Source organism: Micromonospora sp. NPDC005806 (assembly GCF_042871425.1).
In the GTDB taxonomy this organism is placed as follows: Bacteria; Actinomycetota; Actinomycetes; order Mycobacteriales; family Micromonosporaceae; genus Micromonospora.
Genome location: NZ_JBIAIL010000007.1, coordinates 133,942 through 148,765, shown reverse-complemented (window position 1 = coordinate 148,765; position 14,824 = coordinate 133,942). Strand labels below are relative to the sequence as shown.

At 72.6% G+C, this 14,824-nt stretch carries 13 protein-coding genes; 9 read left to right on the top strand and 4 right to left on the bottom strand.

Annotated elements, in window-relative coordinates:
* Positions 1-334: 334 nt before the first annotated feature.
* From ACFYOS_RS10780 to ACFYOS_RS10770, 3 genes are read right to left on the bottom strand one after another with little or no spacing between them, the layout of a single operon-like run.
* Positions 335-676 carry an MmcQ/YjbR family DNA-binding protein gene (locus tag ACFYOS_RS10780; RefSeq protein ID WP_387138319.1) on the bottom strand — a complete coding sequence of 114 codons (342 nt, stop codon included), beginning with the start codon at positions 674-676 and terminating at the stop codon, positions 335-337.
* 30 nt (positions 677-706) lie between these two features.
* Complete coding sequence (locus ACFYOS_RS10775; RefSeq protein WP_387138316.1) at positions 707-1,489, bottom strand: SGNH/GDSL hydrolase family protein; 783 nt, start codon at positions 1,487-1,489, stop codon at positions 707-709.
* Positions 1,471-2,076: a TetR/AcrR family transcriptional regulator gene (locus ACFYOS_RS10770; RefSeq protein ID WP_387138313.1), complete on the bottom strand. Its 606-nt coding sequence runs from the start codon at positions 2,074-2,076 to the stop codon at positions 1,471-1,473. Before ACFYOS_RS10770 ends, ACFYOS_RS10775 begins: the two co-directional genes overlap by 19 nt.
* Positions 2,077-2,179: 103 nt before the next feature.
* Here ACFYOS_RS10770 and ACFYOS_RS10765 point away from each other — a divergent pair, with 103 nt between their 5' ends.
* The 3 genes from ACFYOS_RS10765 to ACFYOS_RS10755 all read left to right on the top strand — a co-directional run bounded on the left by ACFYOS_RS10765 (position 2,180) and on the right by ACFYOS_RS10755 (position 5,256).
* Complete coding sequence (locus ACFYOS_RS10765) at positions 2,180-2,647, top strand: MarR family winged helix-turn-helix transcriptional regulator (RefSeq protein WP_387138311.1); 468 nt, start codon at positions 2,180-2,182, stop codon at positions 2,645-2,647.
* Positions 2,644-4,281 (top strand): MDR family MFS transporter, encoded by a 1,638-nt coding sequence (locus ACFYOS_RS10760; RefSeq protein WP_387138308.1) that lies wholly within the window; start codon positions 2,644-2,646, stop codon positions 4,279-4,281. The genes ACFYOS_RS10765 and ACFYOS_RS10760 overlap by 4 nt, the downstream gene beginning before the upstream one ends.
* Positions 4,282-4,380: 99 nt before the next feature.
* A complete protein-coding gene (locus ACFYOS_RS10755) occupies positions 4,381-5,256 on the top strand; it encodes a phosphatase PAP2 family protein (protein WP_387138305.1) in 876 nt (291 codons plus the stop codon).
* A 71-nt stretch (positions 5,257-5,327) separates the two neighbouring features.
* Here ACFYOS_RS10755 and ACFYOS_RS10750 read toward each other — a convergent pair whose 3' ends face one another.
* On the bottom strand, positions 5,328-5,819 hold the full coding sequence (locus ACFYOS_RS10750; RefSeq protein WP_387138303.1) for a DUF1772 domain-containing protein: 492 nt from the start codon (positions 5,817-5,819) through the stop codon (positions 5,328-5,330).
* 113 nt (positions 5,820-5,932) lie between these two features.
* Here ACFYOS_RS10750 and ACFYOS_RS10745 point away from each other — a divergent pair, with 113 nt between their 5' ends.
* From ACFYOS_RS10745 to ACFYOS_RS10720, 6 genes are all read left to right on the top strand, one after another.
* Positions 5,933-6,865 (top strand): AraC family transcriptional regulator, encoded by a 933-nt coding sequence (locus ACFYOS_RS10745; RefSeq protein WP_387138300.1) that lies wholly within the window; start codon positions 5,933-5,935, stop codon positions 6,863-6,865.
* A 156-nt stretch (positions 6,866-7,021) separates the two neighbouring features.
* The gene (locus ACFYOS_RS10740; RefSeq protein ID WP_387138298.1) at positions 7,022-8,605 is read left to right on the top strand and encodes a DHA2 family efflux MFS transporter permease subunit; all 1,584 of its coding nucleotides are present in this window, start codon (positions 7,022-7,024) and stop codon (positions 8,603-8,605) included.
* An 87-nt stretch (positions 8,606-8,692) separates the two neighbouring features.
* Entirely contained in the window at positions 8,693-9,181 is a 489-nt protein-coding gene (locus ACFYOS_RS10735; RefSeq protein ID WP_387138297.1) for a hypothetical protein, read from the top strand.
* A 141-nt stretch (positions 9,182-9,322) separates the two neighbouring features.
* Positions 9,323-9,505 (top strand): hypothetical protein, encoded by a 183-nt coding sequence (locus ACFYOS_RS10730; RefSeq protein WP_387138294.1) that lies wholly within the window; start codon positions 9,323-9,325, stop codon positions 9,503-9,505.
* A gap of 416 nt (positions 9,506-9,921) precedes the next feature.
* Entirely contained in the window at positions 9,922-11,688 is a 1,767-nt protein-coding gene (locus tag ACFYOS_RS10725) for a thiamine pyrophosphate-dependent enzyme (protein WP_387138291.1), read from the top strand.
* Entirely contained in the window at positions 11,685-14,822 is a 3,138-nt protein-coding gene (locus tag ACFYOS_RS10720; protein ID WP_387138288.1) for an FAD-binding and (Fe-S)-binding domain-containing protein, read from the top strand. The genes ACFYOS_RS10725 and ACFYOS_RS10720 overlap by 4 nt, the downstream gene beginning before the upstream one ends.
* Positions 14,823-14,824 lie beyond the last annotated feature (2 nt).

Sequence of the window (14,824 nt, the reverse complement as noted above, 5' to 3'; positions counted from 1 at the left end):
GAACTGGTTCTGTCACCGTCCAAGCGTCAGGCACCCGGGGCCGGTGCACGCGAAGCCGAGCGGCGTGTCATCCAACGACGCCAGCCCTGACGTCCAGGAGGGCGGTTCGCTGGCGGTGGGTCCCTACACTCGCGTCATGATCGAGCCCCAGCTTTCGTGCCCGCTCTGTCGAGGCACCGAGTTCCAGCAGGAGACGGCACGTCAGGACAGTAGGTGGGGGTCACCAGCCATCGCATGACCTTGATGATCTGTCGTCGTTGCCGGTACGTGTTGCACTTCTATGACCGGCACAGCATTTTCGACTTCGACTGACAGCATCCCACGGACCACGGGCTCAACTGCCCAGCCGCTCGCGGGCGAGGAACTTCGGCACCACCATCCGCCAAGCCTCGGTGACGAGCTCGGTCATCTGCTCGTGGTCGAGGCGGTCGAGGTGGCAGCACACCCAGTGGAACCGCAGGTCCGAGGGGCGGGGGAGGAAGAACAGCTCCGGCTCGGCGGCGATCAGGCCGTCCCGCTGCTCCTTCGGGTAGCCGAAGCCCATGGTCCGCTCGTCGCGGGAGAAGGCGACGTAGACGATCCGGCCGACCCGGAACTTGATCCGGTCGTGGATCAGGTGCTCGGTGGTGCGGGGGAGCGTCCGGGCGAGGGCGCGGACGTCGTCGACGGTGACCACGGAACCGACCGTAACCGGCCCCTCCGACAGTCAGCGCGGCGCGGCCCGCAGGGCGCGCTCGGACGACGCGTACGCGGCGCGGGCGATCAACTCGTGCCCGCGGGCGTTGGGGTGGTCGCCGTCGTCGGCGAGCAGGTCGGTCGGGTCGGCCTCCCCGGTCGGCCCGCGAAACGCCGGGTACGTCGCCACGTAGATCGCCCCGCTGCGCCGCGCCGCTGCCCGCAGCGCGTCATTCACGTACGCGGTGGCTGCGTCCGCCTCGGCCAGTCCGTCCGGGTCGGTGCTGTCCCGGGCGGCCTGCCCGTCCCGGCTGACGTTCCAGTAGCCGAGCACCAGCACCAGCACCGGCAGCGGCCCGCCGTGCAGGTCGCGTAGCGCGGCGACCGCGGCTGCCACGTTCTCGCCCACCTGCTCGGCGGTGGCCCGGTACGCCGCCTCGCCGGAGCGGTCCTCGACCAGCGGCACCATGTCGTTGGCGCCGGACATGATCAGTACCGCGTCGACCTGCCGCAGCGCATGGCGGGCGGCGGACGACCGGAGCTGCCCGTCCAGGTCCGCCGAGGTGGACCCGCCGAGCGCGAGGTTCACCGAGGTGGTGGCAGGCGTGATCATCCGCGCGTACAGGTCGGGGAAGGGAATGCAGCCGCACGCCGCGCCGGCGGGCACCGAGTCGCCGAGCGCGACGACGGTGCTGGTGGGGGATCCGGTGGCGGTGGCCGGTCCGAGCGGGGAGGCCACGGTGAGGATGAGGGCCGTCCCGGACGCGGCCAGGCCGACGGCTCTCGCCGCCCTGGTCACGCGTGGTCGGGCCATCCCCGCCATTCTGCACCCGCGGTGAGCGCGGCCCGGAGGGTGTCGACCAGTGGGCGGTCGGGGTGTTCGATCCAGTGCTGGACGGCGATGCGCAGCGTGGCCAGGAAGGTCGCGGCCAGGATTCGGGCGCGCAGCGCCGCGTCCGGCCCGGTGAGGCGGCGGGCGAGTTCGCCGGCCAGCTCCCGTTCGATCGCGGTGTAGGCGGCGACCTGGTGTGCGAGCAGCCCCGGGTGACCGTGCAGCCGGCGGCGTCGGGTCAGCCAGGACATGGCGAGGTCGTCGTACACCTCGGCGGCCAGGTGCAGGGCGGCCTGGCACAGCGCGGTCCACGGCGGCTCGTCGGCGGGCCGGTCGTGGAGCAGGTCGAGCATCCGGCGCAGCCGCAGGGTGTCGCCGTGGAAGAGGGCCTCCTCCTTGCTGGAGAAGTAGTTGGAGAAGGTCCGGCGGGAGACGTTGGCGGCGTCGGCGATGGCCTCGACGGTGATCCGCTCCGGTCCCTGCTCGGCGGCGAGGCGCAGGGCCGCCTCGTGCAAGGCCAGGAGGGTGGCCGCCTTCTTGCGTTCCCGCAGCCCGGTCGTCTCCCGCATGCCACCAGCATACGTGATCCGTTTCTCAATGAGCAAAGTTGCGCAGTGCGCAAGATTCGTTGATGATTGCTTGGGGCAACCAACGCTGGCCTGGAGGACGATCGTGGACACCGCCACCCGCGAACTCGGCACACGGCTGTACGACCTGCTGACCGGCGTACGGCTGCTCAAACAGCGTCGCGCCCACCACCGGCCGGCCGTCCCGCCCGGGCTGTTCGGCATGCTCCGGCACATCGACCGCTGCGCCGCCGGCTGCCACGCCCGGGAACTGGCCGACCGCACCCGGCTCGATCCGTCCACGGTCAGCCGGGCCGTCGCCGCCCTCGTGGCGGACGGCCTGGTGGCGCGGCACGCCGACCCGTCCGACCGGCGGGCCAGCCACCTCACTCTCACCGAGGCGGGCCGGGCCGCCCTGACCGACACCCAGGACTGGTACGGCCTCGTGCTCGCCCGGGCGCTCGTCGACTGGACCCCCGGCGAGGTGGCGGCGCTGGCCGCCGCGCTCGGCCGGTTCATCCGCGACCTCGAGGTCGCCCTCGCACACCACGACAACCTGGAGGACGCGCGATGAGCGCAACCACCGCAACGGCCGAAGCCGCGCCCATGGGCCGGCGCCGGACGCTCGAAGCACTCAGCGGCCTGCTGCTGGTGCTCTTCGTCGCGATGCTCAGCGGCACGGTGGTCTCGACCGCCCTGCCGAAGATCATCGGAGCCCTGAACGGCTCGCAGATGCAGTACACCTGGGTGGTCACCGCCACCCTGCTCACGGCGACGGCGACCACCCCGATCTGGGGCAAGCTGGCCGACCTGTTCAACAAGAAGCTCCTGATCCAGGTCGCCATCGTGGTCTTCCTGGTCGGCTCGGTGGTCGCCGGGTTCGCCCAGAGCGCCGGTCAGCTCATCGCCGCCCGCGCGTTCCAGGGAATCGGCGTCGGCGGACTGCAGGCGCTGGTCCAGGTCGCCATCGCGGCCATGATCTCGCCGCGGGAGCGCGGCCGCTACAACGGCTACCTCGGCGGTGTCATGGCCCTGGCCACGGTCGGCGGCCCGCTGCTCGGCGGCCTCATCGTCGACACCTCGTGGCTCGGCTGGCGCTGGTGCTTCTTCGTCGGCGTACCGGTCGCCGTGGTGGCGCTGATCCTGCTGCAGGTCACCCTGAACCTGCCCACCGTGCGCCGGGAGAATGTCAAAATCGACTACCTGGGCGCGACCCTGATCGCGGCCGGCGTCAGCGTGCTGCTGATCTGGATCTCCTTCGTCGACAACTCCTTCGCCTGGCTCTCCTGGCAGACCGCGGCGATGGTCGGCGGCTCGCTGCTCCTGCTCGCCCTGGCTGTCCGGGTCGAGTCCCGGGCGGCCGAGCCGGTCGTCCCGCTGGGCATCATCCGCGAGCGCACCACCGCCCTGGCCATCCTCGGCAGCCTCGCGGTCGGCATGGCCATGTTCGGCGGCGCCGTCTTCCTCGGCCAGTACTTCCAGATCGGCCGCGGCTACAGCCCCACCGAGGCGGGTCTGCTCACCATCCCGATGATGGCCGGTGTGCTGCTGTCGTCGATCGTCGCCGGCCGCCTGATCACCGCCACCGGGAAGATCAAGCCGTACATCGTCGCCGGATCGATCATCCTGGTCGCCGGGTTCGCCCTACTCGGCACCATCGACCACGAGACGTCGCTGGTCCTGGTCGGCGCGGCCATGTTCGTCGTCGGGGTCGGCGTCGGCATGACCATGCAGAACCTCGTGCTCGCGGTGCAGAACACCGTCGCGCTCAAGGACATCGGCGCGGCCAGCTCCAGCGTCGCGTTCTTCCGCTCCCTCGGCGGCACCATCGGCGTCTCCGTGCTCGGCGCCGTGCTGGCCCGCCGGGTCACCGACCGGATCACGCACGACCTCGCCGCCGCCGGGTTCCCCACCTCCGGTGGGGGAGGCAGCAGCAGCCTGAACCTGGCCGCCCTGCCGGCGCCGGTGCAGCACATCGTCCGCGCCGCGTACGGCGACGCCACCGGGCACATCTTCCTCATCTCGGCGGCCATCGCGGTGGTCGGCATCATCGCCGCACTGCTGCTCAAGCCGGTCACGCTGCGGTCCAGCCTGGACCTGCCGGACACCGCCCGCTCGGTCGCCGTGGCGGCCGACGCGGTGGACGGAGCGCCCGCCTTCGACGAGGTCACCGTCGACTCCGGGACGAAGGATCCGGTACGCCGCTGACGCCGGAGCGTCATCCCAGGGCCGTCGCCGTCACCGGCGGCGGCCCTGGCCCTGCCCGCGCGGGCCGGTGCCCGCCGGCCGTGACCGAATCGAGGACCTGTGGACACGACGGAGGCCGCGTCCCCCCGGGCAGCCGCCAACCAGCGGCCGGCCGGGGCGGTACGCCGGGCGGCGCGCGAGCTCGCGCTCGTCGCCGCGCTGTTCCTGGCGTACAAGGCGGGTAGGGTCGTCGCGGCCGGCCGGGCGTCCACCGCGCTGGCCGACGGGGAGCGGGTGTGGCGGCTGGAGCGCCTGCTCCACCTGCCCAGCGAAGCCGCCTTCCAGCAGCCGCTGCTCGCCCACGACCTGCTGGTCCGGCTGGCCAACTGCTACTACGCCTGGGTGCACTTCCCCGCCACGGCCATCTGCCTGGTGTGGCTGTACGTGCGCCACCCGGTGCACTACCGCTGGATCCGCCGGGCACTCGCCGCGCTCACCGCCGCGGCGTTGGCCCTGCACGTCCTCGTCCCGCTCGCCCCGCCGCGGATGACCGGGCTGACCGGCCTGGTGGACACCGGCAGCCGGTACGGCCCCGCCGTCTACGGATCACCCGAGGTCGACACGCTGAGCAACCAGTATGCCGCGATGCCGTCCCTGCACGTCGGTTGGGCGCTGGCCGTCGCCGTCGCGCTCATCGTGGTCACCTCCGGGCGGCTGCGGTGGCTGTGGCTGGCCCACCCGCTCGTCACCCTGCTGGTGGTCGTCACCACCGGCAACCACTACTGGCTCGACGCCATCGTCGCCACCGTCCTCCTCGTCCTGATCCTGACCGTCCTACCCCGACCTCTCGCCATCCGCCGGCCGCCCGTCGTACCGGCACCGGCCGGGCGGGTCCGCCCGCACCTGGTCGGTAAGCGGCGCTACGAGCAGCGTCGCCCCCCGCGTCCCCGCCGCCCGCCGAGCCGGGCGAGCTCCGTGGGCGGCGGTCGACGGTGAGGATCTGCTCCGCGAACCCCTCGGCATGACGGAAGAATGAGCCAGCTCGGTGGACACCCGCTGCCCCTCGGTCAGCCGGCGACGGACCGGGCGATCAGCAGGGCCCAGCCGAGGCAGCCGAGCGCCGCGGTGTTCAGCACGGCCCGCACCACGTTCCAGCGCACCCAGGTGCCTTCGAACATCGCCCGCAGCTCGCCCGGGTCCGCCAGCTTGGCGCCGGCCGCGAGACGGTCGTTGAGCGGCACGTTCACCGCGGCCGTCACCGCGAGCACCAGGCCGTAGAGCACCAGGGCGGCGACCAGCCAGGGCAGCGGCGCGCGTCGGTCGGCGGGCAGGTGCAGCAGTACGGCCGCCATTGTGCAGACCAGGGCGCCGCCGAAGCAGAGCGCGAACCAGCCGTTCAGGATGGCCGCGTTGATGGCGCGCATGCTGGTCACGAAGGAGCTGTCGTCGACCCGGGACAGTCCCGGCAGCACCGCGTACGCGAAGCCGGCGAACAGCCCCGCCATCAGACCCGTGGTCACCGTCGCCAGCAGCAGGCTGACCGTGCGCAGTGCGTTCACCGGGCACCGCCCCGGCCGTTCATTTCGATCATGTGCCCATTCCAGCGCGGGACCGCCCGGGCGGGCCATGGTCAGGACGCCCCGGACCATACGCGTGCGTCTAGGCTCACCGGATGGACGTCCTCGCCGACGTGCTCCGGGGACTGCGGGCCCGCGACGCCTTCCTGCTGCGTACCGTGATGGACCCGCCCTGGTCGATCCGCGTCTGCGACGCCGCCCCGCTGAGCGTCACCACGGTGGTCCGCGGCACCGCGTGGGTGGTGCCCGACGCCGGCGAGCCGGTGCCGCTGCACCCCGGGGACGTCGCTGTGCTGCGCGGGCCCGACCCGTACACCATGGCCGACCACCCGGACACGCCGCCGCAGGTGGTGATCCACCCGGGCCAGCGCTGCACCACCCTCGGCGGGCAGGACCTCACCGACTCCATGACCCTCGGGCTGCGGACCTGGGGCACCCGGCCGGACGCCGCAGCGGCCCTGCTCACCGGCACGTACGACAGCAGCGGTGCGGTGGGCGCCGGCCTGCTCGCGGCCCTGCCGCCCCTGCTGGTGCTCGCCGCCGCCGACGCCGAGCTGCCGGTCGTCGCCCTGCTCGCGGCGGAGCTGCACCGGCCGGAGCCCGGGCAGGAGGTGGTGCTGGACCGCCTGCTCGACCTGCTCGTCATCGCGGTGCTGCGCACCTGGTTCGCCGGTCCCGGCGCGGAGCCGCCCGGTTGGTACCGCGCGTACGCCGACCCGGTGGTGGGCGTCGCGGTGCGGTTGATCCAGGGTGATCCCGCCCACTCCTGGACGGTGGCGGGACTCGCCGCCGCCACCGGCGTCTCCCGGGCCGCCTTCGCCCGCCGCTTCACGGCGCTGGTCGGTGAGCCGCCGATGGCCTTCGTCACCGGCTGGCGTCTCGCGGTCGCCGCTGACCTGCTGCGGGACACCGACCTGACCCTCACGACGGTGGCGCGCCGGGTCGGCTACGGCAGCCCGTTCGCGCTCAGCGCCGCCTTCAAACGGCTGCGCGGAGTCAGCCCGCGCGACTACCGCGCAACGGCCTGAACCCCTCCCACGCAGGCACCGAGTCCGGTAATCCCCAGGCCGACTGTCGGGGGCAGTGACTAGTCTTCCTGCGGGCGTCACTCAGCGTGCGTCCACCACCCGCGCCTTGGCGGTGCCGCCACCACCCCAGCCGGATCGAAGTTCAGGAGACTTTTTGTGACCCAGCAACCTGTCGCGACATCAGACAAGCTCGACGCCGCGGTGCTCAAGGTGGCGGGCGTCGTCGTTCTCGGCGCGATCATGTCGATCCTCGACGTGACGGTCGTCAGCGTCGCGCTGCCGACGTTCCAGACGGAGTTCGGCGCCTCGTACGCCCGGGTGGCGTGGACGATGACCGGCTACACCCTCGCCCTGGCGACGGTGATTCCCCTCACCGGGTGGGCCGCGGACCGGTTCGGCACCAAACGGCTCTACATGGCCGCGTTGGCCCTGTTCACCATTGGGTCCGCGCTGTGCGCCACCGCGGACAGCATCACCGAGTTGATCGCCTACCGGGTCCTGCAGGGGCTCGGCGGTGGCATGCTCATGCCGCTCGGCATGACGATCATGACCCGGGCCGCCGGCCCGCACCGGATCGGCCGGCTGATGGCCGTGCTCGGCATCCCGATGCTGCTCGGCCCGATCGGCGGCCCGATCCTCGGCGGCTGGCTGATCGACACGGCCAGCTGGCACTGGATCTTCCTGATCAACCTGCCGATCGGCGCCATCGCGCTCGTCTACACGATGCTGGCCCTGCCGAAGGACAATCCCGAGCCGTCGGAGTCGTTCGACTTCCTCGGGATGCTGATGCTCTCGCCGGGCCTGGCCCTGTTCCTCTACGGCGTCTCGTCGCTGCCCGAGGCCGGCACGATCGCCGAGACCAAGGTGTGGCTGCCCATGCTGGTCGGCGCCGCGCTGGTGGTGGGCTTCGTGCTCTACTCGTTCAAGCCCAAGCACCCGCTGGTGGACCTGCGGCTGTTCGCCAACCGCCGCCTGACCATCGCCTCGGTCACCCTGTTCGTGTTCATCATCGCGTTCATGGGCGCCGGTCTGCTGTTCCCGAGCTACTTCCTGCAGATCCGCGGTGAGTCGACGCTGACCGCCGGCCTGCTGATGGCGCCGCAGGGCATCGGCGCCATGCTCACCATGCCGGTCGCCGGCATGCTCGCCGACCGGGTGCCGATCGGTCGGACGGTGCCGTTCGCGCTGGTGTTCATCGCCGCCGGTTTCTTCGGCTTCACCCAGGTCGACCCGCACACCTCGTACTGGCTGCTCTGCGGTTCGCTGTTCGTGATGGGCCTGGGGATGGGCGCCACGATGATGCCGATCATGACGTCGGCGCTGAAGACTCTGCACGCCCAGGAGGTGGCCCGGGGTTCCACGCTGGTCAACATCCTCCAGCAGATCGGCGGTTCGGTCGGCGCCGCCATGATGTCGGTGATCCTCACCAGCGAGCTGAACGGCTCACAGCCCATCCCGGGAGTGACGGACCCGAGCGGCAAGCCGGTCACCGAGGCGTACCTGGCCATCGCCACGCAGCAGCGCCCGGAGCTCACCCAGCAGTTCCCGGTGCCGCCGTCGCTGATCGAGCGGGGGCTGGACTTCGCGGCCCACTCGTTCGGCACCACCTTCTGGGTGGGCTTCGCGCTGGTGCTGCTCACGTTTATCCCGGCGGCGTTCCTGCCCCGCCGGAGTGAGCCGTCGCAGCTGCCCGACGACCAGCAGGGCGAGCAGCTGCCGGTGCCCGTCGGCATGCACTGACCCGCCGGCCGGGCCGCCGGGCACATCCTGGCGGCCCGACCCCCGGCGGGGCAGCGTCGACACCCCGGAGCTGGCATCCTCGCTGCCATGCATGAGACCGCTCAACTGGCCGGGTTCGTCGCCGCGCACGGCATCTGGTGCGTCTCCGACGGCGAGACGCTGACGCCGCTGCTCGGTTACGAGCAGCCCGACGGCAGCCGGGGCATGGAACGCTTCGTCGCCGACGACCTCGCCGACGGCGCGCGAGCCGGCCAGCACGCGCTGCGGAGCAACCAGCACGGCGCGGACCGGGCCGTGCTGGTGGTCGACGGCTACCTTCACCTGGACACGGGTCGGACCGACGCCCTGATCGTCGAGGCCGTCGACCATGCCGGTGGCCGGTCGCTGACCCTCGCCGTCCCGTACCGTCCGCGGCAGAGCCCGGCCGGCTTCGCCGTGTACCGGCCCAAGTTCATCGAGGTCGCCGACGTCGCGGAGCTGGACCAGCGGGCCGTGGCCGAGGCCTTCTTCGCCGGGGTCGAGTCGCACGAGCAGGCGGCGGCCGTCTGGAACGACCACCTCGACCAGAGCCTCTGAGCCGCCTTCCACCGGCGTGCCCACTCGCCGCCGGTGCGGCCGGTGATCGACCCCGGCCGCACCGGCCGCCAGCTCGGGGGCGTTTGCGTCCGGCCGTGGCGGGTACCGGCGCGGGGTCGAGCGGACGGAAGGTGGCGGGCGATGAAGGCGGATCGGCTGAGTGACGTGGTGGTCGGCGCGGCCGGCGCGGCCGCTGGAACGGTCGTCGACCCCCGTCAGGGACTCGCCCGGCTCCGGGCGGCGCTCACCGCCCGCACCCTCGCCACGGTGGCGGCGGGCCTGGTCGCCGGCTTCCTCCTGGCCCGCTCCCGCCGCCGGGCCTGACCCGGCGGTTGGCACCGGGGCACTGCTGCGACACCGGGCTGGGCGCTCTGCACCGGGTCACGACGCTGTCGCACTACGCCCGGCCGTAGCCGCTTCGGATGGGCCGCGCCACCCGGATCCGACCCCGCCCTGGTGAGCGGGCACCGCGCGACCGGGCCGACCGAGGTAGTGGCACCGGTGCGCCGTCGTCTGCTGCCGGAAATCCCGCTGGATCGTGATGTTTGCCGGCAAACGGCACGGGTAGCTGCCAAACCACCGGGACGCGCCGGCGGGCGTCCGGGACGGGCGGCGACCGTCCGCTCCCGCCGTTGCCCGCACGGGCCTGCCACGGGTGGCCGGCCCGTGCACCCGCCGTCGACGCACGTTGCGGCACCAGCGGGGTCGAGGACGCGGAACTCCAGATCGGGAGGCGTGACGTGCAGGAGATCGTGGGCGAGACCCTGGCCCGGCGACTGGTGGAATGGGGCGTCGACACCGTCTTCGGACTGCCCGGCGACGGCATCAACGGCCTGATGGAGGGCTTCCGCCGGCAGCGGGAGAAGCTGAACTTCGTCCTGGTGCACCACGAGGAGGCGGCCGCCTTCATGGCCACCGGGTACGCCAAGGCCACCGGGCGGATCGGCGTCTGCGCCGCCACCTCCGGTCCCGGGGCCATCCACCTGCTCAACGGCCTGTACGACGCCAAGCTCGACCACGTGCCGGTGCTGGCCATCACCGGCATGCAGGAGACCTCCGTGGTCGGCGCGCACTACCAGCAGGAGGTGCACACCGAGCTGCTGTACCAGGACGTGGCCGAGGCCTACAACGTGATGGTCACCAACCCTCAGCAGGTGCCGGGGGTGCTCGACATCGCCATCCGGCACGCCCTGGCCCGGCGCAGCGTCGCGCACCTGACCTTCCCGAACGACGTGCAGGTCGCCGCGGCGGGGGAGGACCCGTACCGGCACGTCAGCCCGGGGGAGCCACCGATGAGCAGCCCGGTGGTGTCGCAGCCGGCCGTGCCGGCGGAGCAGGCCGACCTGGCGCGGGCCGCCGAGGTGCTCAACGCCGGCCGGAAGATCGCCATGCTGGTCGGCGTCGGCGCCCGGCACGCCCGCGACGAGGTCATCGCCGTGGCGGAGAAGCTGGGCAGCCCGATCGTCAAGACGCTGCCCGCCAAGATGGTGGTCCCCGACGACCACCCACTCACCACCGGCGGGCTCGGCCTGCTCGGCACCCGGCCGAGCGAGGAGCTGATGGAGGAGTGCGACACCCTGCTGATGGTGGGCACCTCCTTCCCGTACGGGAAGTACCTGCCGTCGCCGGGGCAGGCCCGGGTGGTGCAGATCGACATCGACGCCAGCCTGATCGGCATGCGGCTGCCGGTGCACGCCGCGGTCACCGCCGACGCGAAGGTCGCGTTGCGGCAGCTCCTGCCCCTGCTCCAGGGCGGCGACCGGTCCTTCCTGACGAAGTACCAGCGCGAGCGGGACGCCTGGCGGTCCGACATGATCGCCCTGCAGGACCCGTCCCGGAACCCGATCGCGCCGCAGTACCTGATGAGCTGCGTCGACGAGGCGGCGAGCTCCGACGCGATCCTCACCTGCGACTCCGGCACCATCGCCACCTGGGCGGCCCGGCACTGGACCATCCGCGGCGGGCGGGAGTTCTACCTGTCCGGCAACCTGGCCACCATGGCGCCGGGCCTGCCGTACGCGGTCGCCATGCAGCACGCCTACCCGGGGCGGCAGGTGATCGCGTTCGTCGGGGACGGCGGGTTCGCCATGCTGATGGCTGAGTTCCTCACCGCCGTCCGGCACGAGCTGCCGATCAAGGTCGTGGTCAACAACAACAACTCGTTCGGGCAGATCCTCTGGGAGCAGATCGTCCTCGGCTATCCCGAGTACGCGGTGCGGCACCGGCAGCCGGAGGCGGACTTCGCCGCCTGGGCGCGCGCCTGCGGCGGGCACGGCGCGAAGGTCAGCGACCCCAGGGCGCTGCCCGGGGCGATCCGCGAGGCGCTGGCCCACCCGGGCCCGGCCCTGGTCGACTGCGACGTCAACCCCAACGAGCCGCCGATGCCCGGCAAGGTCAAGTACGACCAGGCGAAACATTTCACCGAGGCGTTCCTGCGCGGCCAGCCCAACAAGATGGCCACCCTCGCCACCGTCGCCCGCGACAAGATCAACGAGCTGCGGTCATGAGCCGCCGGATCAGCGGCACGGCTGCCAGGAGGGCACCGAGCGCCGGCGTCGAGCCCCTGCCCGACCCCGTCCTGCGAGCGCCCGCACCGGCCCACGACGTCGATCTGGCCGCCGTCGCCGCCGACCTGCGCGCCGAGGTCGACGGGGAGGTCCGGTTCGACGCCGGGTCGCGGGCGGCGTACGCCACCGGCGGTTCCAACTACCGGCAGGTGCCGCTCGGCCTGGTGGTGCCCCGCACGGTCGAGGCGGCCGTGGCCGCCGTCGCCACCTGCCGGCGGCACGGCGTGCCCGTGCTCTCCCGCGGCGGCGGCACCAGCCTGGGCGGCCAGGTCACCAACGTGGCGGTGACCATCGACTGGTCGAAGTACTGCAACCGGCTGCTGGAGGTCGACCGCCGGGCGCGGACCTGCCTGGTCGAGCCGGGCATCGTGCTCGACACGCTGAACGAGTTGCTGGCGCCGGACCGGCTGGAGTTCGGTCCGCGCCCCTCCACCCACAGCCACTGCACCATCGGCGGGATGATCGGCAACAACTCGTGCGGCTCGTCCGCGCAGCACAGCGGCAAGACGGCCGACAACGTCGTCGAGTTGGAGGTGCTGCTCTATGACGGCACCCGGATGTGGGTGGGGGAGACCACCGACGCGCAGTACGCCGAGATCCAACGTCGGGGCGGCCGCCAGGCCGAGATCTACCGCCAGCTGCGCACGCTGCGGGACGAGTACCTGACCGAGATCCGCACCCGGTACCCGCGCATCCCCCGCCGGGTGTCCGGCTACAACCTCGACAGCCTGCTGCCGGAGCAGAGCTTCCACGTCGCGCAGGCCCTCGTGGGCTCCGAGGGCACCCTGGTCACCGTGCTGCGGGCCCGGCTGAAGCTGCTGCCGGTGGTGCGCGCCAAGTCGATGGTGCTCCTGTCCTACCCGGACATCGCGGCGGCGGGTGACGAGGTACCGCGGATCCTGCCGCACCACCCGATCGCGCTCGAGGGCCTCGACGACAAACTGATCAACTTCGTGAAGCGCAAGCACCTGCACCCGGAGGCGCTGCACAAGCTGCCCGACGGTGGCGGCTGGCTGATGGTGCAGCTGGGCGCCGACACCATCGAGGAGGCGGAGGCCGCCGCCGCGCGCCTGGTCGACGCCCTGTGCCGCGACGGCGGGCCGGGCGTGCACCGGTTCGACGACGAGGCCGACGAGGAGCAGATGTGGGCGGTCCGTGAGGCGGGGCTCGGCGCCACCGCCCGCGTGCCGGGCGAGCCGGACACCTGGGAGGGCTGGGAGGACTCCGCGGTCCCCCCAGAACGGCTGGGCGACTACCTGCGGGACCTGGACCGCCTCTTCCAGGAGTACGGCTTCGGTCAGGCGTCGCTGTACGGGCACTTCGGGCAGGGTTGCGTCCACACCCGGATCCCGTTCGAGCTGAGGACGGCGGACGGGATCCGCCAGTTCCGCTCGTTCCTCGAGCGTGCCGCCGACCTGGTGGTCTCGTACGATGGCTCCTTCTCCGGCGAGCACGGCGACGGGCAGGCCCGCGCCGAACTGCTCGTTAAGATGTTCGGCCCCCGGGTGATCCGCGCGTTCGGCCAGCTCAAGGCGGTCTTCGACCCGGACGACCGGATGAACCCCGGCAAGGTCGTCGCGCCCTACCCGCTGGACAGCTACCTGCGGCTCGGCGTGGACTTCAACCACGGCGACGTGGACACGCAGTTCCGCTACCCCGACGACTCCGGCAGCTTCAGCCGGGCCGTGCTGCGCTGCGTGGGCGTCGGTCAGTGCCGCCAGGAGCACGGCGGGGTGATGTGCCCGTCGTACATGGTCACGCGGGAGGAGGAGCACTCCACCCGGGGCCGGGCGAGGCTGCTCTTCGAGATGCTCGACGGGACCGCGCGGGGTGGCACCATCGGCGACGGCTGGCGCTCCACCGAGGTCCGCGACGCCCTCGACCTCTGCCTGGGCTGCAAGGGCTGCAAGGCGGACTGCCCGGTCAACGTGGACATGGCCACCTACAAGGCCGAGTTCCTGTCCCACCACTACGCGGGCCGGCTGCGCCCGCGGGCACACTACTCGATGGGTTGGCTGCCGGTGGCGGCCGCCGTGGCCGGACTCGCGCCCGGCGTGGTGAACGCGCTGGCGCAGGCCCCCGGACTGGGCCGGGTGGCCAAGGCGGCCGCCGGCATCGAGCAGCGCCGCGACATTCCCGTCTTCGCCCCGGAGTCGTTCCAGCGCTGGTTCGCCCGCCGGACCCCCGGCGGGGACGGGGCGCGGGGCGAGGTGCTGCTCTGGCCGGACACCTTCACCAACCACTTCCAGCCCGGCATCCCCCAGGCCGCGGTCGAGGTGCTGGAGGCGGCCGGCTGGCGGGTCCGCGTCCCCGAGCAGCCGGTGTGCTGCGGGTTGAGCTGGATCTCCACCGGCCAGCTCGGCGTCGCCAAGCGGGTGCTGCGGCGGACCGTGGAGGTGCTGCGCCCGCACCTGCGGGCCGGCACCCGGGTGGTCGGCCTGGAACCGAGCTGCACGGCGGTGTTCCGCAGCGACGCCCACGAGCTGTTCCCCGCCGACGAGGACGTCACCAAGCTGCGGCAGCAGACCGTGACGCTGGCCGAGCTGCTGCACGAACACAGCCCCGGCTGGCGGCCGCCGTCCCTGCCGGCGCACGCCCTGATCCAGACCCACTGCCACCAGCACGCCATCCTTGGCACCACCGCCGACCAGGCGGTACTCGCCGACGCTGGGGTACGCGCCGACTTCCTGGACTCCGGCTGCTGCGGGCTGGCCGGCAACTTCGGCTTCGAGCAGGGGCACTACGAGGTCTCCGAGGCGTGCGCCGAGCGGGTGCTGCTGCCCGCCGTCCGCGACGCCGCCGACACCGACGTCATCCTCGCCGACGGCTTCAGCTGCCGTACCCAGGTGGCCCACAGCGCCGCCGACGGCCGCCAGGCGATCCACTTGGCCGAGCTGCTCCGCGCCGGCATGCACGGCGCGGCCGTGCCGCCCCGCCCCGAGCAGGCGTGGACCCACCGGCCGGCCCGGCCACCGCAGGCGGTCCGCTGGGCCACCGCCGGGCTGGCCGGCCTGGCCGCGGTGGCCCCGGTGGCCGTGCTCGCCGCGCTCGCCGCCCGCCGGTGGAAGCGGTGACG